Origin of the sequence: Ruegeria sp. 6PALISEP08, assembly GCF_001238295.1 — a bacterium.
Lineage (GTDB): Bacteria > Pseudomonadota > Alphaproteobacteria > Rhodobacterales > Rhodobacteraceae > Ruegeria.
In genome coordinates this window covers 64,150-88,398 of sequence record NZ_LGXZ01000012.1, presented here as the reverse complement: position 1 = coordinate 88,398, position 24,249 = coordinate 64,150, and the positions used below count along the sequence as shown (strand labels likewise).

The following is a 24,249-nucleotide window of genomic DNA, read 5'->3' as shown; positions in this document are numbered from 1 at the left end:
GAGTCCCGTCAATTTTTGCTCAAAGCGGCTGCGCGAATGGCGTCTGATAACACCGTACCGTCGCCGATGTGATTGGCCAGAACCAACACCAGTCTGGCGTTCAGCGCGTCGCTGTCGGGTTTTTCGAGCCCTTCATGAGCGGCCAGAAGGTTGGCGTAAAAATCATCGGCATTGTCGAGATTGGGGGTTAGGATCAGGTCTGACATTGCGCTTACTCCTTACCACAGGCTCTGCGGATTGCATGACGGAAACTGTTTTCTTGATAGCTGTCCCGTCGTGCTGCCACGTGTTGATCCGGGCGGATCAGATACACTGCGCTGGTTGCATCACCCAAGTAACGGCGTTTGAGAGCCAGCGTCAGGTCGTCTTTGACTGACAGTGCCAGCCGCGTGACCTCAACCCCATCCTCTTCCAGCGTGTCAGGGGCATCGGCATCGATGGTCAGCAAGGTGAACTTGCCTGCCAGCTTGGGCAGCAGGAATTCATCGCCCAGCGGTGCGTCCGGGCAGGCCGATCCCGGGCGTGTGCAGGCCGGGCCGTCCAGCGCATCGGCTGAGTTCAGCGAGGACCCGTCATATGTGCAGGGCTGACTCAACCGGCCCGAGTTTACCAGAGGGCGGGCGAACTCGTACTGTTCGCTCAAGTCCAGAACCGCATCCCGCATGACCCGCGACATCTCGGATTTTGGAGTGATGAAATCGGTGGATCGGCTGGATTTCTGAATATTCTCGTCGGCCCCGTGCACACGTTCCGTGTTGTAGCTGTCCAGCAGGCTTTCGGGGGCTTTGCCATCCAGTACCAGCTTCAGCTTCCAGCACAGGTTGTCAGTGTCTTGCAGGCCGGAATTCGCCCCGCGCGCGCCAAAGGGGCTGACCTGATGTGCGCTGTCACCAGCAAACAGAACACGGCCTTTGCGGAAGCTTTCCATGCGTCGACACTGGAAGGTATAAATCGAAACCCATTCCAGTTGAAACTCTACGTCGTCGCCCAACATCGCCTTGAGGCGCGGGATCACATTCTCGGGGCGCTTTTCGCGTTCCTTGTCGATGTCCCAACCCAGTTGCAGGTCGATGCGCCAGACATTGTCGGGCTGTTTGTGCAACAACGCGGATTGCCCGCGATTGAATGGCGGATCGAACCAGAACCAGCGTTCCGAGGGGAAATCCGCATCCATGATCACATCCGCGATCAGGAAGTTGTCTTCGAATACACGCCCTTCGAAATCGATGCCCAGCATCCGCCGGGTGGGTGAGGTGGCTCCGTCGCAGGCGAGCAACCACTCGGCCTCAACCGTATAGGGGCCTTCGGGGGATTCGACCTCCAGCCGAACGTGATCCTCGTGAGTCCCGATTGCATCAACCTTGTTACGCCCGCGAATCTCGATCGGGGCACCTTCTGCCTGCAACTCGCGAACCCGTTGAACGAAGTAATCTTCAAAGTGGTATTGCTGCAGGTTGATGAAGGCCGGGTTGGCATAGCCCTCATCCGGTTGCAGGTTGAAGTCATAGACTTGACGATCATCGAAAAAGACCTTGCCACGGTCCCACAATACGCCTTTGTCGACCAATCGGCGCCCACATCCCAGGCGGTCAGCAATTTCCAAAGTGCGTTGAGAAAAACAGATGGCGCGGCTGCCGAAGCTGACCTTGTCGTTCTCGTCCAGAACCACAACTTCGATCCCTTGTTGGGCCAGATCAATGGCTGCGGCCAAACCAACCGGACCGGCACCAATCACGATGACCTTGCGCCTGACGGGCGTTGGGTTGTCCTGATCCGGGCTGCGTTCATAGCCGTAAAGCGGTGTTTCAAAGATCTTGTTCATGGGCTCCCCCCAAGCAAATGCACCAATGTGCTGCATATCCTGTCCCCCGGCGACAGGCGCCGGAGGCCTTGGCTTATGGTTTCATCGAATCCCGCCGCAAAAAACGATCTGGATCAAACTCGGCCGTTTTTTGTCAGCCTTGCAGGGCCTCCCACATTTCAAGGTCGCGTTGGGCGGTCCAAATGCGGGGCGTGTCGATGCCGCGCGCCTCGTCATAGGCGCGTGCCACGTTGAACGGCAGGCAGTGTTCGTAGATCGCGTAGTCAGCAAATTTGGGGTCGCATTCGGCGCGCACGGCGTCCCAGGCTTCTTTCAGGCTGCCACCGCGTGCCGCCACCTTGGCGGCCGGGCGGTAGGTGCTGCTGACGAAATCGCGTGTATTTTCAATGGCGGCATTGACCATATCCTTGCCGACCAGTGCGTCGCCGCGCCCTGGGGCGATGGCGTCCACATCAAACCACTTGATTTCGTCCAGCGTGTCGCCCCAGTCGCTGAAATGCCCGTCGCCGCAATAGCAGGCCGAGTGGTATTCGACGATGTCACCCGTGAACATCACGTTCTGATCCGGCACATGAATTACGATATCACCGGCGGTGTGCGCGCGGCCCAGATGCATCAGGTCGATCCGGCGGTTGCCCAGATAAACGGTCATCGTATCGCTGAACGTGGTGGTGGGCCAGGTCAGGCCGGGGATGCTCTCGTGCCCTTCGAACAGGCGCGGAAAGCGTTGGAATTCGCTGTCCCAGTCCTCTTGCCCGCGTTCCACGACCATGGCGCGCGCCATGTCCGACATCAGGATCTGTTGCGCGCCAAACGCGCTTGCACCCAGAACGCGAACGGCGTGGTAATGGGTCAGGGCCACATGGGTGATCGGTTTGTCCGTGACCGACCGGACGCATTCGATCACCTTGTTCGCCAAACGCGGGGTCGCCTGAGCTTCCACGATCATCACGCTGTCATCCCCGATGATGACGCCCGAGTTCGGGTCGCCCTCGGCGGTAAAGGCATAGAGACCTTCGCCTACTTCGGTGAATGAGATTTTCTTTTCCGACATGTCCCCCTGGGACGCGAATGCTTTGACCATGGTGGGTTCCTTATCGTGAATAGGGGTTTTCAAGAGCGGGCAAAACTGTGCCACCGCAGTCGCCGAAGCCGATTGTGTAGCCGTCACCTTTAGCGTTGCCGGTCAGAGTCAGGGTATCACCGTCTTCAATGAAACTGCGGGTTTCGCCAGTGCCGAGCGTCAGCGGTTCCTTTCCGCCCCAGCTCAGTTCCAGCAGCGACCCGCGTTCTGGCTTGGTCGGGCCCGAGATGGTGCCAGACCCCAACAGATCTCCGGTGTTCATGGGACAACCCGATGTCGAATGATGCGCCAGCTGCTGTGCTGCCGAGTAATACATCTGGTTGTAATTGGTGTTGGCGATGGTGGTCGACGACTGACCTTCGGGGGCCATGGTGATGGCGAGATCGATGTCATAAAGCATCGGGCCGCAGTCTTTCAGGTGATCCAGCAGCTCAAACTCTCGGGCGGGCGTGTCACAGCGGAAAGGTTCGAGTGCGGCTTTGGTCACGATCCAGGGGCTGATCGAGGTTGCTGTGGCCTTGGCCTGGAAGGGACCTAGCGGCTGGTATTCCCAGGCTTGAATGTCACGTGCGGACCAGTCGTTCAGAAGGACGTAGCCGAAAATGTTGTCGTCGGCTTCCTGCACCGTGATCGGGCCATCCGAAGGGGTGCCAACGATTGCTCCCATTTCAAGCTCGATGTCAAAACGGCGGCTGGGCAGGAAAGCGGGCAGGTCTTGGTCAGGCGACTTCAGCTGACCCCACGGGCGGCGAATATCTGTGCCCGACACAACAACCGACGACGCGCGGCCGTTGTAACCGATTGGAATATGCAGCCAGTTCGGTGGCAATGCGTTATCCGGTCCGCGGAACATGGTGCCCACGTTGAAAGCATGGTTTCGACCGGCGTAGAAATCGGTGTATTCACTGACCGCGAACGGCAGGTGCATCTCGGCGTCGTCTTGTTTGACAAGCAGCGGTTCAACCTTGCTCTGCTCTTCCGAGTCTTCGGCCAGCAGGCTGATCAACCGCTGGCGCAGGGCGGTCCAGACGGCTGGGCCTTCCTCCATGAGGGGGTTCCAGAAGGGCATGTCGAACAGTGGCTCATCGCTTAGGGTGATCAACCCTTCGGCTTCGGCGGTGGTGACGTCGAGGATCATGTCGCCAATGGCCACGCCACATCGGGGATCATCGCCCTGGGTCGAGAATACGCCATAAGGCAGATTGTTCAGTGGGAACGGATGTGTCGCGCCATTGGCCGACGTCACCCAGGATGTCATTAGAGGCATACGATGTCCCTGTTTTATTGGTTAAGTTGAGGAGCGAAGGGATTTCAGACCCAACAAGATAGCAGCCAGGATCATGAAGCTGCCGCCAATTCGATCTAGCCACAGCTTTGCCGGGCCTTGCAAGTGGCGGGCCAGCCAACTTGCGCTGCCGCCATATGCAGTCAGCAATATCCCGTCCATGACCAGATAGGTCACCGATAGAATGGCAAATTGAGGCCAGAAAGGCAGCGTTCCATCGAGGAACAGCGGAAACAGCGCTGCAAAAAAGACCACGGCCTTTGGATTAGCGGCAGAAGTTATGAAACCTTGCAACCAAAGCGCCTTGCGGCTGGCTTTTGGCGCGGTCTGCGTGGCAGACACGCGCGCCTTCAGGATTTGTTTGACCCCAAGGTAAACCAGATAGGCGACACCAAGCCATTTGATGACGGTCAACGCAGTTGCGGATGTAGCGATCAGAGCGGCCAGGCCAAGCCCCGCCGCCAGCATCTGCAGAAAGTTCGCCGTCAGATCTCCGGCAGCTGTGAACAGCCCGCGCCGAAGCCCGTTGGTCGCCGAGTTTGACAACATCAGCAATTGGCTGGGTCCCGGTGTGCTCATCAGAAACAGGACAGTTGCCACATAGGTGAACCAGAGGTCCAAGTTCATTTCTTACCCGGCGTTCCGTCGAACTTCTTTTCAAGCGATGTCCAGCAGTCGATATAGTCGTCCTGAAGCGGTGCTTCTTTGGCGGCAAACGGGGTCAGGTGCTGGGGGAAGCGGGTTTCGAACATGAACGACATTGTCTTGTCCAGCTTGTCCGGCCCCAGGTTGGAGTATGACGCCTTGTCGAAGGCCTCCCTGTCGGGTCCATGCGGGATCATCATGTTGTGCAGACTGGTGCCACCGGGCACGAAGCCCTGCGGTTTCGCGTCGTACTGGCCGTAGATGTTACCCATCAGCTCGGACATGATGTTCTTGTGATACCACGGCGGGCGGAACGTGTCTTCCATCACCATCCAGCGTTCGCGGAACAGAACAAAGTCGATATTGGCCGTGCCGGGCTGCCCAGACGGAGCTGTCAGAACCGTGAAGATCGACGGGTCGGGATGGTCGAAAAGAATCGCGCCAACCGGGCAGTAATTGCGCAGGTCATATTTGTAGGGCGCATAGTTGCCGTGCCACGCGACCACATCCAGAGGGCTGTGACCGATCTTGGTGGTGTGGAACTGACCGCACCATTTGATTGTCACGGTCGAGGGTACCTCGCGGTCCTCGAACGCCGCCACCGGTGCCTTGAAATCGCGCGGGTTGGCCATGCAGTTTGCACCAATCGGCCCACGGCCCGGCAGTTCGAACTTTTGCCCGTAGTTTTCGCAGACAAAACCCCGTGCAGGGCCTTCCAGAACCTCAACCCGGTACAGCAGGCCGCGTGGAATGATCGCGATGTCCTTGGGTTCCAGATCGATGATGCCCAGCTCGGTCGCAAAGCGCAGCCGGCCTTCCTGTGGAACAACCAGAAGCTCGGAATCGGCCGAGAAGAAATAGTCATCGATCATAGATTCCGTGGCCAGATAGATATGGCAGGCCATGCCTACCTGCGTGTTTACATCCCCCGCAGTCGTCATGGTCCGCATCCCGGTCATCCAGTTCAGACCTTCATCGGAATGCGGGACGGGATCCCAGCGATACTGGCCCAGGCTGATCACATCAGGGTCGATGCACGGGGCGGACTTCCAATACGGGAGATCGATTTTTTCGTAGCGATGTGAATGCTTTACGGATGGGCGAATGCGATAGCACCAGGTGCGCTCGGGCGGGTTCGCGGTAAAGGCGGTACCGCTCAACTGCTCTCCGTAAAGGCCGTAGTTGCACCGCTGCGGGCTGTTCATCCCCTGCGGAAGGGCGTCGGGCAGGGCTTCGGTTTCAAAGTCGTTTCCAAAGCCGGGCATATAACCGGCATGTGTGCCGACCGGCGTTGCAGCCTGTGTCAGCATGTGCGGATTACTCGGACGATTCATGGTGTTTTCCTCCGTTTGCTGCTTGTCGAGTAATAGTTGATTTTGTAACTAACAAGCATGTCACACGTACAATCCGAAAAAAATGATGACTTTGATCTGCAAAATTTTCTGCCCTTCCTCTTGAACCAGGCGTCAGAGCGGGCATCATTGGAGTTTCAGAGCGTCTATAAAGGCCGTTACGGGATGCTCAGAACCGAATGGCGGGTGCTGTTCCATCTTGGGCTTTTTGGCGAGATGACCGCCAAGGATATCGGTGAACGCGCCAAAATGCACAAAACCAAAATCAGCCGGGCGGTCGCCAAGTTGGAGCAACGCAGGTACCTGAAACGTACCCGGGATGAGGCCGATCGGCGGGCGGAATGGCTGGCGCTGACACCGGCGGGACAAACAGTGTATCGTGACTTACGCAATGTGGCCGCAAATTACGACGCCAGACTATCAAGCTTGTTTAATGAGGAAGAGGCTGCGCTGCTGCGACACATGCTGCAGCGGTTGGCCGGACTGGATTGACCACTGGTAATTGGGCCATGCCGGCCCCAGATGTATCCCATGCTTGATACGGATTTTAGAATGACGTCATTTGAACCTGCTTCATCCTCGACCAATGACCTGATCAACTGGCTGGTCGATAAGGGGCTTGAGGGTGCTGGGCAGGAAGAATTGCTCGAAGGTTTTTGTACCAGCCTCGTGGATATGGGTATTCCGTTGATGAGATTTCACGCGGCGCAATCGGCCCTGCACCCTGTCTACGGTGGAACCGGCTATAGCTGGTATAACGGTTCGGGTGGAGAATCCGAGAGATTCGAAAACACGGATACGCCCAGCGAAGTCTGGCAACAAAGCCCGCTTTATGCCCTGCTGCATGAGGATCTGGACGAGATTCGGGTCAAATTGGTAGAGCAGAACGAACCAAGTCGTTTTCCATTGCTGAATGACCTGCGTGAAATCGGAGCAACCGACTATTATGCGACCGGGCTTTCCTACGAAGGAGCAGGCTCGGTTTCCCTAAAGGGGTCTAAAAAGATTGGCGATGGCGTCTTGATGTCCTGGACCAGCGATGCCCCCACTGGTTTCGAAGATAATGACCTGAGCCGGATCAACAGCGTGCTGCCGCATCTGGGACTGGCGCTCAAATCCGCCAAGAACCAGAACCTGACAAAGGATTTGATGCGGGTTTACCTCGGCCGCGATGCCGGCCGCCGGGTTCTTTCGGGTGAGATCCGGCGCGGGTCCTTGCAGCAAATCGATGCAGTGATCTGGAATTTTGACCTCGAAGGTTTCACTACCTTGTCCGAGGACCTGCCGGGGAACGAGATCATCGACATGCTGAATGATTATCTGGCCGTGGCCGTCGGTGTGGTGCATGACAGGGGCGGTAACATCCTGAAATTCATGGGCGACGGGCTGATGGCGATGTTCGACGTCGGTGAGATAGACGAGGACGCCCACGCCGCGCTCGGCGCCGTACCCCTTCTCCAAGCCCGCATGGATGACTTGAACACCAAACGTCAGGCCGAAGGCTTGCCGGTTGCGAACTTCACATTGGCGCTTCACTCGGGCGAGATTCTCTACGGCAATATCGGGTCCAAGACGCGGCTGGACTTCACGGTGATCGGTCCGGCCGTCAACCAGGCCGCCCGCATTGCCGGAATGCACCGGTCGCTGGGTCAGAGAATCCTGATCTCGGACGATGTCGCCCGCGCCGCGTCGCCCTGCGCGCAAGAGCTCGTCTCGGTCGGTCGCTACATGCTGCGCGGTGTGCACGAACCGAAAGAGTTATTCACGGTATACAGTCCGGGAGGACCATCAGTAACTGATTGAAACTGAGGCTATTCCGAAGTTGAAAGACTTGGCGGAATGTCCTGGTCCCGCCGGACGTCAGCGATTGGTTTGCCTGGATGGTCGACCTTAGTGCGGATTTCGACCAATGACCGGTGTGAGCCCGAAGCAGACATCAAATCAAACTGTCAATCTCCAAACTTGCACATATTGGTGACAGTAGACAAAATGTTGGGCTTATTGTTAGCCAATCACATTCAGACAGAACTAAATTCTTAGGAGATTCATTTGCCACTTTCAGTTATTGGCGCAGGATTCGGTCGCACAGGCACCGAGTCGCTTAAGAAGGCTATTGAAATTTTGGGGTTGGGACCTTGCTACCATATGTTCGAAGTGCTGCCCTATCCTGAGCGAGTAGCGGTTTGGCGCTCCGCCGCCGGAGGGGACACACCAGATTGGGATCAGGTCTTCGCCGAATATATATAATGCAACCGTTGACTGGCCTGGCGCCTATTTTTGGAGAGAATTGAGCGCACACTTCCCGAAAGCGAAGATCATCCTCTCCGAACGCGATGCCGACGCATGGTACGAAAGCATGGATAAGACGATATTACCGATATTGCGGAATAGCGAAGACGCCGACTCAATTGGGATTAAGTTAATCGCCGAAAGAGTGTTCGGCGGTAATATCGCCGACCGAGATCATATGATTTCTGTTTACGAAAAGAATATTTTGGATGTTCAAGCAGAGTTCGGGAGAGACAGACTTCTGACTTATGAGCTTGGTAGCGGGTGAGAACCTCTATGCAGATTTCTGGATTGCCCAATCCCCGACCAACCCTATCCACACGGCAATTCAACCGACGAATTTCAGGGAAATGTCGACGCTGTCACTGACGCTCCTTCGGGCTGAAACTCTTGGCCTTCCAAAACGCTCAGTTATTCCACTAGTCGCCAGTTGAAGTCCGGTATTGAATTCGGCACGGAAGGCAACAAAAGAGCGTAAACTGGCACGTAGAAGAATGGTGGCTCTGTCCGCAAAGCGGCAGCCAAGACAGCCGGTCAAAAATCGATCTCAACACCCGGAAGGTTCAGCTCTTTCATCATGTCGCGCAGCTCTTGACGGGCGGCGATATTCGAGATGTTTAGCTGCTTGACGCCGATATCCTTGAGGTCCAGCAGGGTCAGACCGCGGGGGAACAGCTCACGGAAGATGACCCGTTCGGAAAAGCCCGAAGCGACGCGAAAACCGATGCGCTGCGACAGCATCTCGATGGCGCGCTGCATCTTTTCCTTGTTGACCATCCGCTGCGTGCCTACCCGGTTACGAACCACAACCCAGTCAATGGGCTTCAGCCCGGCTTGTGCGCGCAACTGCCGCGCGTTCCAGACCATCTCGGAATAGACCGACGGGCCGAGGATTTTCTCGCCCTTTGAGTCAATCCGCGCCAGCAGGTCAAAGTCGATGAAACTGTCGTTCAGCGGCGTGATCAGCGTATCGGCCAGCGAATGTGCCACCTGGCTGAGCCGGGTGTGAGAGCCCGGGCAGTCGATCAGAATGAAGTCGCTGTCGCTCTCCAACTGCGAAACGGCGGCGGACAGGCGGTGGTCATAGATGTTCTCGCCCGGCTTCAGCGTGGCGGCGTCGATCTCGGGCAGGTCGTGATGGCGTGGGCCGGGCAGGGTCAGGTCCGAGCTTTTGAGGAAGTTGTTTCTGTTCTCAAAATAGCGTCCCAGACTGCGTTGCCGCAGGTCCAGATCCAGCGTGCTGACCTTGTGTCCCAATCGGGCCAGTGCGGTCGCCACGTGCATCGACACGGTCGATTTGCCTGCGCCACCCTTTTCGTTCCCGACCACAATGATATGTGCCATGCTTGTATTCCCAAGTCCCGCCGTGCTTAACTACACGTTGTTGGTTCCCACTATATGTTGTGTCGCCTTGGAAGAAAAGAACCTCAAGCGGCGGTTTCTGGCAATATCAGACCCTAAATCGGAAAACCCTGCGTGGTGCGCAGGTTACAGACGGGCACTTGCCAATGTATCGGCCCTGATTCACAGTCCATATGCGGGTCTGGCAGGGAGAATGTGGCTTGGAACACTTGTTCCTGAACGTTTTGAACGTGGTTTTGCCGGTTCTGATCTGCGCCGGGATCGGCTATGGCCTTGCGCTGATTCACGCCCCATTCGACAACAAGGTGATCGGTGGCATCGTCTCAAAAGTTGGTTATCCAACGCTGATCATTTCGCATCTTTCGACCACCAAACTTGCCGTTGGCACCTTTCTGGATGTGATGACTGCGGCCGCGTTGGCAGTGGCAGGGTTTGGCGTGTTGGGGTTTGTCGCACTCAAGGTCATGCGCCTGCCGGTCAGGGCGTTTCTGACGCCGTTGATGCATGGAAATGTCGGCAATATCGGTTTGCCGATCACTCTGCTGGCTTTGGGCGACGCGGGCATGGCTTATACCATGGCGTTTGTGGTGGTTGTGCTGATTAGCATCTTCACCGTGGGCATGTGGATTCCAGCCGGAGAGTTTTCACCCAAGAAACTGGCCACATCCCCGATCATTTATGCCGTGGCGCTTTCGCTGATACTGATGGCGACGGGAACCAGCCTGCCACAGCCGATTTCGAAGTCGTTTGATATACTGGGCGGGCTGTCGATCCCACTGATGCTGCTGACGTTGGGCCACACCCTGGCTACATTGCAGGTGAATAGTCTGGGACGGTCGATCCTGTTGACGCTTTTTCATTTGGTGATGGCTGTTGTCATTGCCAGCGCATTGATCTGGTTGTTCGGATTTACAGGACCGGAACGGGGTGCTGTAATCCTGTGTTGCCTAATGCCGTCGTCGGTGGCGACCTATCTCTTCATCGATCAGCATGTGCCGGAATACGGGCCTGATGTGGCGGGCTTTATTCTGGTCTCGACACTGACGACAATACTGGTGTTGCCGGTGGCGCTGTCCTACTGGATCTGACACCCGACCGATGCCGGTTTCGTGACTTGTAACCCTCGGGAGCCTGACAGACTATGCCCCGGATATCACGCAGTATTCAAAAGGGCTCACATATGATCGGATATGTAACCATCGGCGTTTCCAACATGGACGCCGCCAAGACATTCTATACTTCGCTGTTCGAGGATAAAGGCGCACAGGTTCTGATCGACGCGGGTCGCATTGCCTTTATCGGCAATAATCCGGCGGCACCGATGCTGGCCGTTTGCGAGCCTTATGATGGCAATGACTGCGCGTCAGGGAATGGCAATATGGTGTCTTTCGCCGCCGACACCAAAGAGGCTGTCACCACAATGTATGACAAGGCGATCAGCCTTGGCGCGACGGACGAAGGCGAACCCGGGCAGCGCGTACCGGACCGGTTCTATGGTGCTTATGTGCGGGATCCAGATGGCAACAAGCTTTGCTTCTACGTCTTCGGATAATTCCGGACACAACGCAGGCAAGAAAAAAGGCCGCCCCAAAGGGCGGCCTTTCGCATTTCATACCAGTCAGGCTTAGAAGCCCAGACCTTCGTATTTCTTTTTGAACTTCGACACGCGGCCGCCGGCGTCCATCAGGCGCGACGAGCCACCGGTCCATGCCGGATGCACAGAGGGGTCGATTTCCAGAGCCAGCTGATCGCCTTCGGCGCCCCAGGTGGATTTCATCTGAACTACGGTGCCATCGGTCATTTTGACGTCGATGACGTGATAATCGGGATGGATGTCTTTTTTCATCTTTCCGTTCCTTACGCTTCGGCGCCAGCCTTGGGCTTGTAGTTGGTGACTTCCGCGATACGCGCGGACTTACCGCGACGGGTGCGCAGATAGTACAGTTTGGCGCGACGAACGCGGCCACGGCGGACAACAGTGATGCTGTCGATGTTGGTCGAATACAGCGGGAACACACGCTCCACGCCTTCGCCAAACGAAATCTTGCGAACGGTGAACGAGCCGGCAATGCCAGTGCCGTTGTTGCGCGCGATGCAGACGCCTTCGTAGTTCTGCACACGGGTGCGCGACCCTTCGGTCACCTTATAGCCGACACGGATGGTGTCACCGGCTTTGAAGTCGGGGATGTCTTTCCCCAGGGCGGCAATCTGTTCCGCCTCAAGCTGTGCGATCAGGTCCATCGCAGGTACTCCTATCTGCTCGTGGTTGGTCCACGAAGTTTGGGCGCGGCCTGAGAGCTCTTGGTCTTCACCGGGTCCTGCATGCAGCCCGCCAGAGATCAGATCGACTGTTCCTTGGGTCTGGTCAGATCTGACACGTCCCGGCCGAAGAAAGCTGAGCGTCACGCCACGATGCAAACCAAAACACCGGAGTCGCAGGATGCGGCACCGGATTGCGGTCGTGTACGGGGATTGGGCGCTGGGATCAAGTGCAAATTGTGGGGCATGGCGGTGGGAATCCGCCTTTCCGAAATTGCACCGTTGTCATGATGGTCAGATCAGGCATTCTAAGGGGAATTAAAAGAGCAGAAATTTCAGGCAGGATCCAATGATGCGAATTACGTTCATGCTGGCCATAACGGCTGCTGTGCTTATGTCTTGCGGGCGCGGTGGCCCGAAACCGCAGGTCGTAGAATCCACACCGGGCGTGGACAGGACTGCACCGTCCGTAATCTACCCTGACTTTGGCGACGCAGATCCACATGAATGGGAGGGGCGCCATCCCGGATTGTATCCGATCCACGGGCTGGACATCTCACGCTGGCAGGGACCGATAGACTGGCGCACGGCCAAAGCATCGGGTGTGAGCTTTGCATTCATGAAAGCGACGGAAGGCGGTGATGTGGCCGACCCGATGTTCGACGAACATCGACGTAGCGCGCAGGCGGCAGGCGTGCCTTGGGGGGCCTATCACTATTATTATTTCTGCCGGTCCGCCCGTGAACAGGCCCGTTGGTTCATCCAGAACGTTCCGAAAGGGGCAGACCTACCGCATGTTCTGGATATGGAATGGACGCCGCATTCCAAAACCTGCACGCTGCGGCCCGATGGCAGAACCGTTCGGGCCGAGGCGCAGCGGTTCCTGGACATTCTGGAACGGCACTATGGCCGACGTCCAATCGTCTATACTACTGTGGACTTTTTCGCAGACACGGATATCGGACGCTTGCCCAAGACCGAATTCTGGCTGAGGTCGGTCGCCGGCCACCCGCGCCAAGTCTATCCGCGCACTGTCTGGCGGTTCTGGCAATACACCGGCACCGGGCTGGTACCGGGTGTTCAGGGCAGGGTGGACATCAACACGTTCAACGGAACTCCGGAAGCTTGGGCCAGCTGGAAGTCTGGGAATTAGGTGTTAGGTGTTCCGTAGGTCTCGATAGTACCGCCCGTCACCAGATGGCCCAGTCGTCGTTCGCGTTCTTCACCGTACGCGTTGCGCAGCCAGAACGACTCGCCTGCACTCAGCTCGCGGCGTTCAAACCCGCGCTCGCGGAGGCACCGGTCCACTTGATCGATTTCGCCCTGTACGCGCAACTGGTCCTGAATCGGAACGGTAACGGCGGGTCCGACAATAATTCCCCAAAGAAGGATATTGGTCGCATAGCCCCCAATGACGGCGCTGTTTCCGCCTTCATCCGCTTCTTGAGAGCAGGAATCGACTGCGACCCGCGCCGAGTGCAAATTATGTCCGGCTTGCGTAGGAATAGACGTCCCGAGGGGTTTGGTGGTGCAGGCCGAGGCAACCAACAAAGCGCCAAGCAATAACTTCTTCATAATGTTGTTAGTCTCACTCTTAATTACCCAAAAATTGTATGGGACTTAAACGTGAGTAAAATGAGGTACAAACAACTTCAAATGGCATTCTGACAAACATTTAACCTGCGGCATGTCGGCCACATACCGCGTCTTTAGTCTGCGCTTTCGGCAGATGTTTTCAGATATTCCGCCCAGATGTCCGGGCGACGTTCACGCGTCAGATCTTCGGCCATCTTCTGGCGCCATTCCGCGATGCGGCCGTGATGGCCTGACATCAGAACCTCGGGAATCGAACGGCCCTTCCAATCTGCAGGACGGGTGTATTGGGGGTGTTCCAGCAGGCCCGAGGAAAAGCTTTCCTCTTCGGTCGACGCCTGATTGCCCAATACTCCGGGAAGCAGGCGTACCGTTGCATCGATCAGGGCCTGCGCGGCGATTTCCCCGCCGGTCATCACGAAATCGCCCAGTGACACTTCCTGCGCGCCGTAATGTTCCAGCACGCGCTCGTCCACACCTTCGAACCGGCCACACAACAAGGTCATCCCGTCACAGCGGGCAAGGTTCTGCATCATGCGCTGATCCATGCGTCGTCCGCGCGGGCTGAGGTAGATCAGCGGCCAGTTGCCGCGCACATCAGCCATGGTATGTTCAATCGCATCGCCAAGAACATCTGCACGCAACACCATTCCCGCACCACCGCCAGCGGGCGTGTCATCAACATTGCGGTGCTTGCCGGCGCCGAACGGCCGCAGATCCACGGTCTCCAGCTGCCACAACCCCTCCTGCAACGCTTTGCCGGTCAGGCTCTCGCCCAGCACACCGGGAAAGGCGTTGGGAAACAGCGTAATGATCTTGGCTTTCCAGACCCCATGCAGATCCGGGGTCGGGGTCATCAGTTCACGCGGCTTCAAGGTGGGCCGGATCGCCTTGCGACCATGGGACTTGCTGGGTTTTTCTGTCATATCTAGCGGGCCAGTTCGTTCTGCGCGGTTTGAATCAGAGCCTTCTTCTGGGTGATCATTGCGCCTTCGTCCAGCGATGAACGGTTCAGCACCAGCATTTCTTCCAGTGTATCGGCAGAAAACCTGGGGCTTGTCCGCGTGGGCCCAACAAGCTGCGCTGTTTTCTCGGGCGGCAGATCCAGGAACTCCGCCAAAGGCGCAGCTGAACCAAACTTATGGTTCTGAACCTCTTCCATCCACCCGGTCCGTACGGTGACTGAAGGCAGCCGGTCCCTGATCCTGTCCACCGTGTCCTGCAGCGGCGGCAGATGGGCAAGGGCGTTGCAGTAGGCGTCCAGATCCTGAACAAGGCGGGAATGCTGCAGATCATGGGCCCAAAGGCTGCGCAACCATTGATCCTGCTGGCGCAAAGACAGGTAGATTGTGAATTCGACTTCCTGCCCCAGCAGACGGCGGCGCAATACGCTGACCAGAGTCTCTGCCAGTTCCGGTGCCGCCCCATAACCTTCGCTTTTGTTTCTGCTGGGGCGAAGGCCCAGAAAATTCTCTTCGCTCACGATCAACCCGCGACGAGCTCCGAAATCCAGACCATCAAGGAATTCGCTCATCTGCCCGCCAAACCCTGCCAGCGTTGCGTCCAGACGATAGATCGAATGGCGCGTGGCCGCTTCGCTCAGCCCCAACTTGCGCGTTTTATAGGGAAGAACCAGCGAGTAACGGGGCCAGATCAACTCGCGGTTTTCATGCAAAAACGATTGTGCGGCGGCCATGCCGGTCTTGTGCAAACCCAGATGCAGCAAGACCCGACGCATCAGATCAGACCTTCGGGCGGGTCGGCCACGATGCGGCCTTGCTCCAGATCTACAGTGGGTATCACTTGCAGCGTAAAGGGCAGCAGAACCGTGGATTTCAAACCTGGCCCATGCAGTTCCAGCAAATCCGCCGCGCCGTGATTTTGCACGGATTTGACCTTGCCCAGCAGCGTGCCGCCGGTGTCATAAACGTCAAGTCCGATCAGGTCGGTGTGATAAAACTCATCATCAGGCAAGGACGGCAACTGATCGCGCCGTGCAAACAGGCGCAGACCGTTCAGCGCATCGGCCTCTTCCTTTGTTTCGACCCCACCCAGACGGGCCGCAAACCCGTTCTTTATCGCGCGTGTCAGAACAACCGGATAGCGTTCCTTACCCGCCTCATCGGTCAGCGGCGAATACGCTTCGATTTCTTCGGGAACGGCGCAAAAGCTTTTCAGGCGCACTTCGCCGCGTACGCCGTAAGATCCTGCAACACTGCCGACGCAGATCAGATCACTCATTGGAAGCGCCCGTCGTCAAACAAATTCCGTTTCTCCATTCCCCAAGCCCCTCGCAGGCTTCGCGTTGATTGCTGCGTTCGAAGAACACGCCAACAATAAAGGCGATCAGCAGCAGAATGGGAAGTCGTATCAATCCGAACATGTGGCCTTACCGTGTTTCGATTTTCAGACCGTCAGCCCGGTTTTCCCAACCGACTTGTTCAAGTTCCGGCGTGTCCGAGACCCGCTCGGGCCAGCCGACACAGAAATATCCGATCAAACGCCAGTCTTCCGGCGCCTTCAGATCGCGCATCATCTGTTCGGGATCCAGAATAGATACCCAACCTAAACCCAACCCTTCGGCCCGCAAGGCCAGCCAGAACAGGGTTATGGCAGACACAACGGAATAACGCCGCATCTCGGGCATCGTGCCTGCACCCAGCCCCATGCCCTTGTCGGTGCTGTCATCGCAGAACACGGCCAGTTGTACAGGGGCTTCCTGCATCCCGGACAATTTCAGGCGGCTGTATAGCTGCGCCTTGTCGCCGGAATACCCCGCCAGAGCTTCGGTATTGGCGGTTTGAAAATTCTTCAACGCTGCGGCCCGTGCCGCGTCGCTTTCGACGCGGATCACGCGCCAGGGTTCGCTGAGCCCCACCGAAGGGGCCAGTCGAAATGCGTCGAGGCAGCGCGCCAGCACTGCCTCGTCTATCGCGTCGGTGCGGAACCGGCGCACATCACGCCGGAGCCGCAACAACAGCTCGAACTGCGTGCGAAAATCGTCAGTAAAGGTTTGATTCCGCACGCGCCCGCCTGCTTATTCTTCTGCAGCCGCTTCTTCAGCCGGTGCAGCGGCAGCTTCAGCTGCCTTTGCCGCTTTCTCTTCCGCGCGCTCCTGAGCTTTCTTGCCCGGGGTACCCTTGTTGGGGTTGTTGCGCTCGGCCTTGTCACGGCTGCCGGCTGCTTCCAGCATACGTGCGATACGGTCGGTAGGCTGAGCGCCCTGATCCAGCCAGTACTGAATGCGCTCCATGTCCATTTTCACGCGCTCTTCGCTGTCTTTCGGCAGCAGCGGGTTGTAGGTGCCCAGTTTCTCGATGAAACGGCCGTCGCGGGGCATGCGGCTGTCGGCTGCCACGATGCGATAGAAGGGACGCTTTTTCGAGCCGCCGCGGGCGAGACGAATTTTCATTGCCATGGTGGTATCTCCTTTAGATGGCGTGTGCCGGGAATTGCCCGGTCAATTCTGGTGTTTCTTGTGGTGTCGGATGACTTCCTGAATGATGAAGTTCAGGAAAGCCTTGGCGAAATCGGGGTCCAGATCGGCCTCTTTCGCCAGGTCTTCGAGCCGTGCGATCTGCGCCGCTTCGCGCGAGGGATCGGACGGGGGAAGGTCGTGTTCAGCCTTGAGTTTGCCAACGGCCTGAGTGTGCTTGAACCGCTCGCCCAGCGTATAGACAAGAATCGCGTCCAGTCGGTCGATGCTTTCGCGATGCTCTTTCAACAGCGTGGCAGCCTGTGTCACGGGGTTGGTCATTGGCCAGTCCTTTCGGTGGTCAAAGCGGGTTCAGACAAATCGATTTGCGGGTGCCGCCAGATCTGGGCTTTTTTACCCAGCAGCTCGGCTTCGCGCTCATAGGTCGCGCCAAGACGCTCGGCCAAGGCGCGCGAGCGGTCATTAGCTTGGGCGATGTAGGACATCACGCCATTCAGGCCTTGATGACGGGCCGCATAGTCGCGCGCAGCTTCTGCGGCCTCAAATCCCAGACCTTTGCCTTCGGCTTGCTCCATCAGGGTCCAGCCCAGTTCCGGTTCATCCCAGCCCGGAGCAAAGATGATGCCTGCCCAACCGACGAACACGCCGCGCGATTTCTCGGTCAGATGCCAAAGGCCAAAACCATTGAGTGCCCAATGACCCAGTCGTTTGACCAGTGAGTCCCAGCTTCCCAGCTCATCTTTCGGACCACCAACCATGTGGCTGCGCTCGGTCGCAAAGAACGCGGTCATCGCGGGCAGGTCGTCCTGGTGCGGTGCGCGCAGGATCAGACGCTCGGTTTCGACAGTGGGGATAGTGAACGAGGTCATGCGTAGGCCTCCATTCCACCGTTCACCAGATCTGCCGGGGCAGGGTGTCGCCAGATTTCCGAGATCCCATATTTGGGGTGCTCGTAGTTGTATTCGAACTGTGCGCCCAAACGCTTGGCAACGGCGATGCTGGCGTGATTGTCAGGATCGATCAGCGAGATCGCGGTGTCCCAACCCAGAACATCATAGGCATAGCTGCGTGCCGCAAACCCGGCTTCGGTGGCATATCCTCTGCCGGTGGCATGGTTCAGCAGCGTCCAGCCGACTTCGGGTTCGGGCCATCCTTCGGGGCACCAGAGTCCGACACGACCAACATAGGTGCCGGTGTCTTTTTCATCGACGCTCCAATACCCGTAGCCGCGCAGAGTCCAGTGACCCAGCAGAGCGGCAATCACGCGCCACACCTCATCCCGGCGCATCTGACCGCCGACATACTTCGCAGCATCACTGGCGAAGAACGCGGTGTCTGCGTCAAGATCAGCCTCGGACGGAGCACGCAGGATAAGGCGTTCGGTCTCAAGCTGAGGGATATGAAGCGCGTGGGTAGTCATTTACTTCTTTTTGCCAAACCCGCTCAGCCCGGGGGGCAGACCCATGCCGCCACCCATGCCGGGCATGCCGCCGGGCATCTTGCCGCCCATCGCCTTGGCCGCCTGTTCCAGCGCTTTGGGGTCCATGCCTGCTGCCATGTCTTCGGGCGAGGGGCCGCCTTTGCCAAACATGCCCTTCATGGCCTGTTTCAGCATCTTGCCTTTGCCCATCTTGCCCATCTTCTTCATCATGTCCGACATCTGCCGGTGCATCTTGAGCAGCTTGTTGAGGTCGCTGACCTCCATGCCCGAGCCTGCCGCGATCCGCTTTTTACGGCTCGCCTGCAACAGCTGCGGGTTGGCGCGTTCGCGTTTGGTCATGGACTGGATCAGGGCGATCTGCTGGCGCAGGATCTTGTCGTCAAGCCCCGCCTGATCCATCTGCTTGGCCATCTTGCCCATACCCGGCATCATGCCCATCATGCCTTGCATGCCGCCCATCTGGATCATCTGTTCCAGCTGCATTTTCAGGTCGTTCATGTTGAACTGACCTTTGACCATGCGCTTCATCATGCGCTCGGTCTGTTCCATCTCCATCGTTTCCTGGGCCTTTTCGACCAGGGCAACAATGTCGCCCATACCCAGAATACGACCAGCGATCCGGTCCGGCTCGAAGGTTTCGAGCGCGTCCATCTTCTCACCCAGACCCACAAAGCGGATCGGCTTGCCGGTGACTGCGCGCATCGACAGCGCCGCACCGCCGCGCCCGTCACCGTCCATACGGGTCAGGACCACGCCCGAGATGCCAACCTTGGCGTCAAATTCCTCGGCCACCTCAACAGCGACCTGACCGGTCAGGCCGTCGACAACCAACAGGGTCTCGCGCGGGTCAACTACGTTGCGAACCTGCTCGACCTCGTTCATCAGCACTTCGTCGATGTGCAGACGGCCCGCGGTATCGAGCATGTAGACGTCATAGCCACCCAGCGTTGCCTGCTGCTTGGCACGCTTGGCGATGTCGACCGGCGACTGGCCGGGAACGATGGGCAAAGTATCGACGCCGACCTGAGTACCCAAAACCGCCAACTGATCCATCGCCGCCGGGCGATAGACGTCGAGCGAGGCCATCAGAACCTTCTTGCCCTCTTTCTCTTTCAGGCGCTTGGCGAGCTTACCTGTCGTGGTCGTCTTACCCGATCCCTGCAGACCGACCATCAGGATCGGGGCGGGCGGGTTGTCGATCTTCAGCGCGCCGGGGTCTTCCTCGCCGCGCAGCGTATCGACCAGCGCGTCATGTACGATCTTGACGACCTGCTGGCCGGGTGTGATCGACTTGGTGACGGCCTGACCGGTTGCCTGTTCCTGAACTTTCTTGACGAATTCGCGCGCCACCGGCAGCGAAACATCCGCCTCTAACAGGGCAACGCGAACCTCGCGCAGGGCGGTTTTGACGTCTTCCTCGGACAGGGCACCCTGTTTCGTCAGCCGATCAAAGACGCCAGAGAGGCGTTCGGATAGATTTTCAAACATGCCTTCGGCCTCCTTCGCCGGTTTTGACTAGGCGCTTCCTAAGTAGGAACCACCGGTTGAGTACACAATTGCCCCCTCCCACTGAATTAGACGTGGGGGTAATGCCAAATGGCATTGCCCCCACGGGCGAAACTCGCTGGTGGGGGGCGATCCCTGAACGACTCAAGGGACCGGAAGATCAGACGCTTCCGGATGTTTGGACCGGGCTTTAGGCGGAATGGCCGTCAGAGTCAACTGCGTACACTTTGAATCTATGGTTTGGAATGGCCAATGCTCTTAACTGTAATTCGGCTGATTGCGGGCGCGTCCGTTCTGTGGCACAGCGCAGGAAATTCTGCGCAAGGAGATCGGGATGGACGCTTCATCCGCCTATCAGGACACACTACCGCTGAGTTCCGACGCATTGCTGGCGCAACTGGACGAGTGGGGGTTGGCCTATCGTATGCATACTCATGGGCCCCTGCGTACGGTCGAGGATGCCAAGTCCGTCGAAGGTCAATTCACGGTGCCGGGCGAGAATGCGTTGCGGGTCAAGAACCTGTATCTGCGCGACAAGAAAAAGCGCAACTATCTGGTGACACTTGAGCAAAGCCGCGAGATCGACCTTAAGGCGCTGGGTGCTGAGTTGGGAATTGGCAATCTGTCCTTCGGCTCGGCGGACAGGCTGCTAGAGAACCTCGGCATTCGACCCGGCGCGGTCAGCCCTTTGGCGATGATCAACGGGGTTCAGAATGATGTGCGGTTCTTCATGGACGCGGCGGCCCGACAGGCCGAGGTGATTTACATGCACCCGCTAGTCAATGACCGCACTGTCGTCCTGAAACAGACCGACATGATGGCTTTCTTTGATCGCATCGATTGCAAAATCACCTGGCTGCCCTGATCACTCAAGCGCCTCTTTCAGCGCGGCGGCGACATGCGCGGCAGACGGGTTGACGAACATGTGCCCGTCAGCCTCGAACACCGGGTCGTCCAGATTGTTCGGAAAAGCCAGTGGCAGCTCGGTACAGGCCAGAAGGATCGCGGTTCCCGGACTGGCGTGTTTGTTGCAAAAGGCCAGCAATCGCGCGCGCGCGGTGTCGGATGCGCCACCGTAGAAGTCGCTGTCGATCATGGCCTGCATCTCGGATATCTCGGGCTCTGGCAGCCGCTCATTTGCAGTGATGCCCTCGGCGGCCAGACGATCCGCATAGTTGGTGGCCTGCATCGTAACGGTTGTGCCCAGGACCAGAGCCTCGGACGCGCCAGTTCCTGCCGTGGCGTCGGCGGTTGCATCAAAGATGCTGAGGATGGGCATGGAAACACCCAGCCGGATCGCGTGGAGCCGTGCGTGCGGTGTGTTGGACGCGATGATGCCGAAGTCGCAGCCTGCACGCTCCAACGTCAGCAGTGCATCACGGAATACGGCATCAAAACCCGCCCAGCTTGCCTCATCTCCGGCGACACCGCGCAAGGCGCGCGTCTTGGCCTGTGTGACAGATTCGATCGTCATCGGAGGGATCGGCAAAGGAGAGCCATGGCCGCGTTCCGCGAAATAACGCCCGGCTCCTTCGGCAATCGCCCTGTAATAGTCGACGGTCGAGGCCCAGCCCACACCGCCCAGAATGCCGATTTTCTTCATGTGCCCATCCAGTCTGCCTGTCATACTGAATGGCAGACTGGACGTTTCCGGGCTCATTGACCAGAGGGGATCAGGCTGCAAGCTCAGCTACAGCCTTATGGGCGCTTTGCAACGCTGCATCGGGGTTCACGGCCATCTGATCGGCAGCGATGACGTCCACGTCATGGATGCCGATAAAGCCCAGAACGTGGCGCGCGTAGTTGGTGGCGAAATCCGCCTCGGACCCGACAGGGACACCGCCCGAAGCGATAGCCAGAATGGCGCGTTTACCTTCCAACAGACCTTTGGGACCGTTTTCGGTATAGGAAAAAGTCAGACCGGCGCGTGCAACAAGGTCGATCCAGGCCTTGAAAGCGGCCGGAACCGAGAAGTTGTAGATAGGCAGGCCAATGACGATGGTGTCGGCGTCCTGCAATTCGGCCACCAGCTGGTCTGACAGGGCGAGCCGGTCGCGTTGTACTTCGTCGCGCTGTTCCACTGGTGTGAAGTTGGCAGCGATCCAATCTTCGGTCAGCATTGGAAGTGGGGTGGAAAGATCACGCCGGATGATGCGTTCTGCGCCCAGTTGCTTGATCACACGCTCTGACAGATCGCGCGTGGTCGAGTCCACGCGGCGGGCGGATGAGTCGATATGAAGGATAGTATTGGTCATTGATTGGGTCCTTTGGGTCAGGGAAATCTTGTCCTGCTTCCAATATGAATGTTGCACTGGTGAACAAAACTCGGATACATCAACAGTTATTGTTGGAAATTGCACAGTGACGACATTGCCATGGACAATTGGGATGAGGTGAGAACCGCCTATCAGGTGGCCCGCATGGGGACGGTAAGTGGTGCCGCCGAGGTTCTGGGGGTGCACCACGCCACAGTGATCCGCCATATCGACGCTATCGAGGCGCGGTTGGGGGTCAAACTGTTCCAGCGTCACGCGCGCGGGTACACGCCGACCGAAGCGGGTGACGATTTGTTGCGTGTGGCCCAGGCCACTGAAGACCAGTTCAATCAGCTTGTGGGCCGAATGAAGGGTCGGGGTGACGATGTTTCGGGCGAGTTGGTCGTGACGTCGCTGGGCTCGATTGCACCTCTGGTGGTGCCAACGCTCACCGCGTTTCAAGAGATGCATCCGGATCTGATAGTGCGTTACCTAACCGGAGACCGGCTGTTCCGGCTGGAATATGGCGAAGCGCACGTAGCAATCCGCGCCGGGTCGGCACCGGATCAGCCAGACAACGTCGTTCAGCCCTTCAGGCAAGAAGAGGTCGGCCTGTATGCCAGCACTGCATATGTCGAACGGTTTGGTAAACCGTCGGGCACCGAAGATTTCGCGAGGCACCAATTTGTCAGCTCTGATGATGAAGGCAGCCGGGCACCGTTCACCCGGTGGCTGCGCGCGACGGTGCCTACTGACCGCATTACCTTTCGCTGCACCAACAACTTCTGTATGCGCGAGGCCGTTTTGGCCGGCGCCGGTATTGGATTCATGTCCCGATGGGAAGCAACCCGCCATGACAATCTTGTCGAAGTGATGGAGCCGCTGCCAGAATGGTTCGGCAACCTGTGGCTGGTGACGCATGTGGATCTGCATCGAACGACCAAGGTGCAGGCGTTCCTGACTTTTTTGAAAGCACAGGCCAAAGGCTGGCAATCATGACCCCTCAGGCCCGTGGCCATCTGGCCATGCTGGCTTTTTCTGCCCTCGTTGCGGGCAGTTTTTCGCTTGGGTCGATGATTGCGAACGAGATTGCCCCGGCGGCGCTCAATGCGGTGCGGTTTGCCATTGCGGCGGTGGTGATTGGTGTCGCCGCTCTGGCCACAACCGGATTGCCGCGCGCTGCGGCGCAGGCCCCCTGGCGCTATCTTGTGTTGGGCGGGTTGTTCGCCACCTACTTCGTGCTGATGTTCTATGGTCTGCAAACCGCGCCACCGGTCAGTGCCGCCGCAGTCTTCACGCTGACACCTGTCGTCTCGGCCCTCGCAGGATGGGTTCTGTTGCGTCAGATCACCACCCCGCGTATGGCGCTGGCTTTGACCATTGGGGCAGTGGGGGCGTTGTGGGTAATCTTTCGAGCCGATTGGCAGGTGTTTCGCGCCTTTGAGATCGGGCGCGGAGAGGTCATCTATTTCTGGGGCTGTGTCGCCCATGCGATTTATACTCCGATGGTACGTAAACTGAATCGTGGAGAGCCCGCTGTGGTCTTCACCTTTGGTACCTTGCTTGCCGGATGTCTTTTGCTGACAGTGTTTGGTTGGTATGATCTGAGGGCTACAGACTGGGCCGCGCTTCCGGCCATTGTCTGGATTGGTTTGCTTTATATTTCGTTTTTTGCAACGGCTGCCAGTTTTGTGCTGGTGCAGTTCTCGTCTTTGCGGCTGCCCTCGGCGAAGGTGATGGCTTATACCTATCTGGTGCCAAGTTGGGTGATCTTGTGGGAAATCGCGCTGGGCAAAGCTGTACCCACGGGTTTGATCCTGGGTGGGGTGGTGCTGACCGTCATCGCTTTGCTGATGCTGCTGAAAGAGGAAGCACCGCGTGCCGTGCAGATGAGCACAACTGCGGAATAACGCCGAACCT

30 protein-coding genes and 1 pseudogene are annotated in these 24,249 nt (G+C 57.8%); 10 read left to right on the top strand and 21 right to left on the bottom strand.

Annotated elements, in window-relative coordinates:
- Window positions 1-8 precede the first annotated feature (8 nt).
- The 6 genes from ALB80_RS17000 to hmgA form a co-directional block, all read right to left on the bottom strand.
- Window positions 9-206, bottom strand: coding sequence for a DUF2783 domain-containing protein (locus tag ALB80_RS17000; protein WP_050605288.1), 198 nt, complete (start codon window positions 204-206; stop codon window positions 9-11).
- A 5-nt stretch (window positions 207-211) separates the two neighbouring features.
- Window positions 212-1,822 carry an FAD-dependent oxidoreductase gene (locus tag ALB80_RS16995; protein WP_050605337.1) on the bottom strand — a complete coding sequence of 537 codons (1,611 nt, stop codon included), beginning with the start codon at window positions 1,820-1,822 and terminating at the stop codon, window positions 212-214.
- A gap of 133 nt (window positions 1,823-1,955) precedes the next feature.
- On the bottom strand, window positions 1,956-2,906 hold the full coding sequence (locus tag ALB80_RS16990; protein ID WP_050605287.1) for an MBL fold metallo-hydrolase: 951 nt from the start codon (window positions 2,904-2,906) through the stop codon (window positions 1,956-1,958).
- Between the two features lie 10 nt (window positions 2,907-2,916).
- Window positions 2,917-4,173, bottom strand: coding sequence for a fumarylacetoacetase (gene fahA, locus ALB80_RS16985; protein WP_050605286.1), 1,257 nt, complete (start codon window positions 4,171-4,173; stop codon window positions 2,917-2,919).
- Between the two features lie 21 nt (window positions 4,174-4,194).
- On the bottom strand, window positions 4,195-4,818 hold the full coding sequence (locus ALB80_RS16980) for a LysE family translocator (RefSeq protein ID WP_050605285.1): 624 nt from the start codon (window positions 4,816-4,818) through the stop codon (window positions 4,195-4,197).
- Entirely contained in the window at window positions 4,815-6,170 is a 1,356-nt protein-coding gene (gene hmgA, locus ALB80_RS16975; protein WP_050605284.1) for a homogentisate 1,2-dioxygenase, read from the bottom strand. The genes ALB80_RS16980 and hmgA overlap by 4 nt, the downstream gene beginning before the upstream one ends.
- Before the next feature lie 183 nt (window positions 6,171-6,353).
- On the opposite strand from hmgA, the gene ALB80_RS16970 reads away from it, so the two are divergent.
- From ALB80_RS16970 to ALB80_RS22715, 4 genes and pseudogenes are all read left to right on the top strand, one after another.
- The gene (locus tag ALB80_RS16970) at window positions 6,354-6,680 is read left to right on the top strand and encodes a MarR family winged helix-turn-helix transcriptional regulator (RefSeq protein WP_371255996.1); all 327 of its coding nucleotides are present in this window, start codon (window positions 6,354-6,356) and stop codon (window positions 6,678-6,680) included.
- Window positions 6,681-6,740: 60 nt separating this feature from the next.
- On the top strand, window positions 6,741-7,991 hold the full coding sequence (locus tag ALB80_RS16965; RefSeq protein WP_050605336.1) for an adenylate/guanylate cyclase domain-containing protein: 1,251 nt from the start codon (window positions 6,741-6,743) through the stop codon (window positions 7,989-7,991).
- Between the two features lie 246 nt (window positions 7,992-8,237).
- Window positions 8,238-8,435, top strand: coding sequence for a sulfotransferase (locus ALB80_RS22915; RefSeq protein ID WP_216597685.1), 198 nt, complete (start codon window positions 8,238-8,240; stop codon window positions 8,433-8,435).
- Window positions 8,404-8,862 (top strand): annotated as a pseudogene (locus ALB80_RS22715) (sulfotransferase family protein). The gene ALB80_RS22915 and the pseudogene ALB80_RS22715 overlap by 32 nt, the downstream one beginning before the upstream one ends.
- 149 nt (window positions 8,863-9,011) lie before the next feature.
- On the opposite strand, the gene ALB80_RS16955 reads toward ALB80_RS22715, so the two are convergent.
- Window positions 9,012-9,821 carry a division plane positioning ATPase MipZ gene (locus ALB80_RS16955; RefSeq protein ID WP_050605281.1) on the bottom strand — a complete coding sequence of 270 codons (810 nt, stop codon included), beginning with the start codon at window positions 9,819-9,821 and terminating at the stop codon, window positions 9,012-9,014.
- 218 nt (window positions 9,822-10,039) lie between these two features.
- Here ALB80_RS16955 and ALB80_RS16950 point away from each other — a divergent pair, with 218 nt between their 5' ends.
- Window positions 10,040-10,927 (top strand): AEC family transporter, encoded by an 888-nt coding sequence (locus ALB80_RS16950; RefSeq protein ID WP_050605280.1) that lies wholly within the window; start codon window positions 10,040-10,042, stop codon window positions 10,925-10,927.
- Between the two features lie 53 nt (window positions 10,928-10,980).
- Complete coding sequence (locus ALB80_RS16945; protein WP_253276902.1) at window positions 10,981-11,391, top strand: VOC family protein; 411 nt, start codon at window positions 10,981-10,983, stop codon at window positions 11,389-11,391.
- Window positions 11,392-11,463: 72 nt separating this feature from the next.
- Here the strand turns inward: ALB80_RS16945 and rpmE are convergent, their stop codons facing one another.
- Window positions 11,464-11,685, bottom strand: coding sequence for a 50S ribosomal protein L31 (gene rpmE, locus ALB80_RS16940; protein WP_050605278.1), 222 nt, complete (start codon window positions 11,683-11,685; stop codon window positions 11,464-11,466).
- An 11-nt stretch (window positions 11,686-11,696) separates the two neighbouring features.
- Window positions 11,697-12,080 carry a 50S ribosomal protein L19 gene (gene rplS / locus ALB80_RS16935; protein ID WP_050605277.1) on the bottom strand — a complete coding sequence of 128 codons (384 nt, stop codon included), beginning with the start codon at window positions 12,078-12,080 and terminating at the stop codon, window positions 11,697-11,699.
- Between the two features lie 370 nt (window positions 12,081-12,450).
- Here rplS and ALB80_RS16925 point away from each other — a divergent pair, with 370 nt between their 5' ends.
- Window positions 12,451-13,251, top strand: a complete 801-nt coding sequence (locus ALB80_RS16925) for a GH25 family lysozyme (RefSeq protein WP_050605335.1) — start codon at window positions 12,451-12,453, stop codon at window positions 13,249-13,251.
- Here ALB80_RS16925 and ALB80_RS16920 read toward each other — a convergent pair.
- The 10 genes from ALB80_RS16920 to ffh form a co-directional block, all read right to left on the bottom strand.
- Window positions 13,248-13,673: a hypothetical protein gene (locus ALB80_RS16920; protein ID WP_050605275.1), complete on the bottom strand. Its 426-nt coding sequence runs from the start codon at window positions 13,671-13,673 to the stop codon at window positions 13,248-13,250. The genes ALB80_RS16925 and ALB80_RS16920 overlap by 4 nt on opposite strands.
- 134 nt (window positions 13,674-13,807) lie before the next feature.
- Window positions 13,808-14,617 (bottom strand): tRNA (guanosine(37)-N1)-methyltransferase TrmD, encoded by an 810-nt coding sequence (gene trmD / locus ALB80_RS16915; protein ID WP_050605274.1) that lies wholly within the window; start codon window positions 14,615-14,617, stop codon window positions 13,808-13,810.
- 2 nt (window positions 14,618-14,619) lie between these two features.
- A complete protein-coding gene (locus ALB80_RS16910) occupies window positions 14,620-15,429 on the bottom strand; it encodes a hypothetical protein (protein ID WP_050605273.1) in 810 nt (269 codons plus the stop codon).
- Window positions 15,429-15,932, bottom strand: a complete 504-nt coding sequence (gene rimM / locus ALB80_RS16905) for a ribosome maturation factor RimM (RefSeq protein ID WP_050605272.1) — start codon at window positions 15,930-15,932, stop codon at window positions 15,429-15,431. The genes ALB80_RS16910 and rimM overlap by 1 nt, the downstream gene beginning before the upstream one ends.
- Window positions 15,933-16,080: 148 nt before the next feature.
- The gene (gene bluB, locus ALB80_RS16900) at window positions 16,081-16,716 is read right to left on the bottom strand and encodes a 5,6-dimethylbenzimidazole synthase (RefSeq protein WP_050605271.1); all 636 of its coding nucleotides are present in this window, start codon (window positions 16,714-16,716) and stop codon (window positions 16,081-16,083) included.
- 12 nt (window positions 16,717-16,728) lie between these two features.
- Window positions 16,729-17,109, bottom strand: coding sequence for a 30S ribosomal protein S16 (rpsP, locus tag ALB80_RS16895; RefSeq protein WP_050605270.1), 381 nt, complete (start codon window positions 17,107-17,109; stop codon window positions 16,729-16,731).
- A gap of 42 nt (window positions 17,110-17,151) precedes the next feature.
- Entirely contained in the window at window positions 17,152-17,448 is a 297-nt protein-coding gene (locus ALB80_RS16890; protein WP_050605269.1) for a chorismate mutase, read from the bottom strand.
- The gene (locus ALB80_RS16885; protein WP_050605268.1) at window positions 17,445-17,996 is read right to left on the bottom strand and encodes a GNAT family N-acetyltransferase; all 552 of its coding nucleotides are present in this window, start codon (window positions 17,994-17,996) and stop codon (window positions 17,445-17,447) included. The genes ALB80_RS16890 and ALB80_RS16885 overlap by 4 nt, the downstream gene beginning before the upstream one ends.
- A complete protein-coding gene (locus ALB80_RS16880) occupies window positions 17,993-18,547 on the bottom strand; it encodes a GNAT family N-acetyltransferase (RefSeq protein ID WP_050605267.1) in 555 nt (184 codons plus the stop codon). The genes ALB80_RS16885 and ALB80_RS16880 overlap by 4 nt, the downstream gene beginning before the upstream one ends.
- A complete protein-coding gene (ffh, locus tag ALB80_RS16875) occupies window positions 18,548-20,056 on the bottom strand; it encodes a signal recognition particle protein (RefSeq protein ID WP_050605266.1) in 1,509 nt (502 codons plus the stop codon).
- 352 nt (window positions 20,057-20,408) lie between these two features.
- Between ffh and ALB80_RS16870 the strand changes: the two genes are divergently transcribed.
- On the top strand, window positions 20,409-20,939 hold the full coding sequence (locus ALB80_RS16870) for a prolyl-tRNA synthetase associated domain-containing protein (RefSeq protein ID WP_050605265.1): 531 nt from the start codon (window positions 20,409-20,411) through the stop codon (window positions 20,937-20,939).
- Here ALB80_RS16870 and ALB80_RS16865 read toward each other — a convergent pair whose 3' ends face one another.
- Window positions 20,940-21,677, bottom strand: coding sequence for an aspartate/glutamate racemase family protein (locus tag ALB80_RS16865; RefSeq protein WP_050605334.1), 738 nt, complete (start codon window positions 21,675-21,677; stop codon window positions 20,940-20,942).
- A 70-nt stretch (window positions 21,678-21,747) separates the two neighbouring features.
- Window positions 21,748-22,329: an FMN-dependent NADH-azoreductase gene (locus tag ALB80_RS16860; RefSeq protein ID WP_050605264.1), complete on the bottom strand. Its 582-nt coding sequence runs from the start codon at window positions 22,327-22,329 to the stop codon at window positions 21,748-21,750.
- Between the two features lie 120 nt (window positions 22,330-22,449).
- Between ALB80_RS16860 and ALB80_RS16855 the strand changes: the two genes are divergently transcribed.
- Complete coding sequence (locus tag ALB80_RS16855; protein ID WP_050605263.1) at window positions 22,450-23,328, top strand: LysR family transcriptional regulator; 879 nt, start codon at window positions 22,450-22,452, stop codon at window positions 23,326-23,328.
- Complete coding sequence (locus ALB80_RS16850; protein ID WP_050605262.1) at window positions 23,325-24,239, top strand: DMT family transporter; 915 nt, start codon at window positions 23,325-23,327, stop codon at window positions 24,237-24,239. Before ALB80_RS16855 ends, ALB80_RS16850 begins: the two co-directional genes overlap by 4 nt.
- Window positions 24,240-24,249: the final 10 nt, after the last annotated feature.

Excerpts from the sequence above, each read along its gene's own strand:
- ALB80_RS16925 (WP_050605335.1), top strand. The coding sequence starts at position 12,451 with ATGCGAATTACGTTCATGCTGGCCATAACGGCTGCTGTGCTTATGTCT.
- ALB80_RS16995 (WP_050605337.1), bottom strand. The coding sequence starts at position 1,822 with ATGAACAAGATCTTTGAAACACCGCTTTACGGCTATGAACGCAGCCCG.
- ALB80_RS16955 (WP_050605281.1), bottom strand. The coding sequence starts at position 9,821 with ATGGCACATATCATTGTGGTCGGGAACGAAAAGGGTGGCGCAGGCAAA.
- ALB80_RS16945 (WP_253276902.1), top strand. The coding sequence starts at position 10,981 with ATGCCCCGGATATCACGCAGTATTCAAAAGGGCTCACATATGATCGGA.
- ALB80_RS16910 (WP_050605273.1), bottom strand. The coding sequence starts at position 15,429 with ATGCGTCGGGTCTTGCTGCATCTGGGTTTGCACAAGACCGGCATGGCC.
- trmD (WP_050605274.1), bottom strand. The coding sequence starts at position 14,617 with ATGACAGAAAAACCCAGCAAGTCCCATGGTCGCAAGGCGATCCGGCCC.
- ALB80_RS16850 (WP_050605262.1), top strand. The coding sequence starts at position 23,325 with ATGACCCCTCAGGCCCGTGGCCATCTGGCCATGCTGGCTTTTTCTGCC.
- ALB80_RS16970 (WP_371255996.1), top strand. The coding sequence starts at position 6,354 with ATGCTCAGAACCGAATGGCGGGTGCTGTTCCATCTTGGGCTTTTTGGC.
- ALB80_RS16965 (WP_050605336.1), top strand. The coding sequence starts at position 6,741 with ATGACGTCATTTGAACCTGCTTCATCCTCGACCAATGACCTGATCAAC.
- ffh (WP_050605266.1), bottom strand. The coding sequence starts at position 20,056 with ATGTTTGAAAATCTATCCGAACGCCTCTCTGGCGTCTTTGATCGGCTG.
- fahA (WP_050605286.1), bottom strand. The coding sequence starts at position 4,173 with ATGCCTCTAATGACATCCTGGGTGACGTCGGCCAATGGCGCGACACAT.
- ALB80_RS16885 (WP_050605268.1), bottom strand. The coding sequence starts at position 17,996 with ATGACCTCGTTCACTATCCCCACTGTCGAAACCGAGCGTCTGATCCTG.
- ALB80_RS16920 (WP_050605275.1), bottom strand. The coding sequence starts at position 13,673 with ATGAAGAAGTTATTGCTTGGCGCTTTGTTGGTTGCCTCGGCCTGCACC.
- ALB80_RS16990 (WP_050605287.1), bottom strand. The coding sequence starts at position 2,906 with ATGGTCAAAGCATTCGCGTCCCAGGGGGACATGTCGGAAAAGAAAATC.
- ALB80_RS16880 (WP_050605267.1), bottom strand. The coding sequence starts at position 18,547 with ATGACTACCCACGCGCTTCATATCCCTCAGCTTGAGACCGAACGCCTT.
- ALB80_RS16865 (WP_050605334.1), bottom strand. The coding sequence starts at position 21,677 with ATGAAGAAAATCGGCATTCTGGGCGGTGTGGGCTGGGCCTCGACCGTC.
- rplS (WP_050605277.1), bottom strand. The coding sequence starts at position 12,080 with ATGGACCTGATCGCACAGCTTGAGGCGGAACAGATTGCCGCCCTGGGG.
- ALB80_RS16980 (WP_050605285.1), bottom strand. The coding sequence starts at position 4,818 with ATGAACTTGGACCTCTGGTTCACCTATGTGGCAACTGTCCTGTTTCTG.
- ALB80_RS16870 (WP_050605265.1), top strand. The coding sequence starts at position 20,409 with ATGGACGCTTCATCCGCCTATCAGGACACACTACCGCTGAGTTCCGAC.
- rpmE (WP_050605278.1), bottom strand. The coding sequence starts at position 11,685 with ATGAAAAAAGACATCCATCCCGATTATCACGTCATCGACGTCAAAATG.
- rimM (WP_050605272.1), bottom strand. The coding sequence starts at position 15,932 with ATGAGTGATCTGATCTGCGTCGGCAGTGTTGCAGGATCTTACGGCGTA.
- rpsP (WP_050605270.1), bottom strand. The coding sequence starts at position 17,109 with ATGGCAATGAAAATTCGTCTCGCCCGCGGCGGCTCGAAAAAGCGTCCC.
- ALB80_RS17000 (WP_050605288.1), bottom strand. The coding sequence starts at position 206 with ATGTCAGACCTGATCCTAACCCCCAATCTCGACAATGCCGATGATTTT.
- ALB80_RS16860 (WP_050605264.1), bottom strand. The coding sequence starts at position 22,329 with ATGACCAATACTATCCTTCATATCGACTCATCCGCCCGCCGCGTGGAC.
- ALB80_RS16890 (WP_050605269.1), bottom strand. The coding sequence starts at position 17,448 with ATGACCAACCCCGTGACACAGGCTGCCACGCTGTTGAAAGAGCATCGC.
- hmgA (WP_050605284.1), bottom strand. The coding sequence starts at position 6,170 with ATGAATCGTCCGAGTAATCCGCACATGCTGACACAGGCTGCAACGCCG.
- ALB80_RS16855 (WP_050605263.1), top strand. The coding sequence starts at position 22,450 with ATGGACAATTGGGATGAGGTGAGAACCGCCTATCAGGTGGCCCGCATG.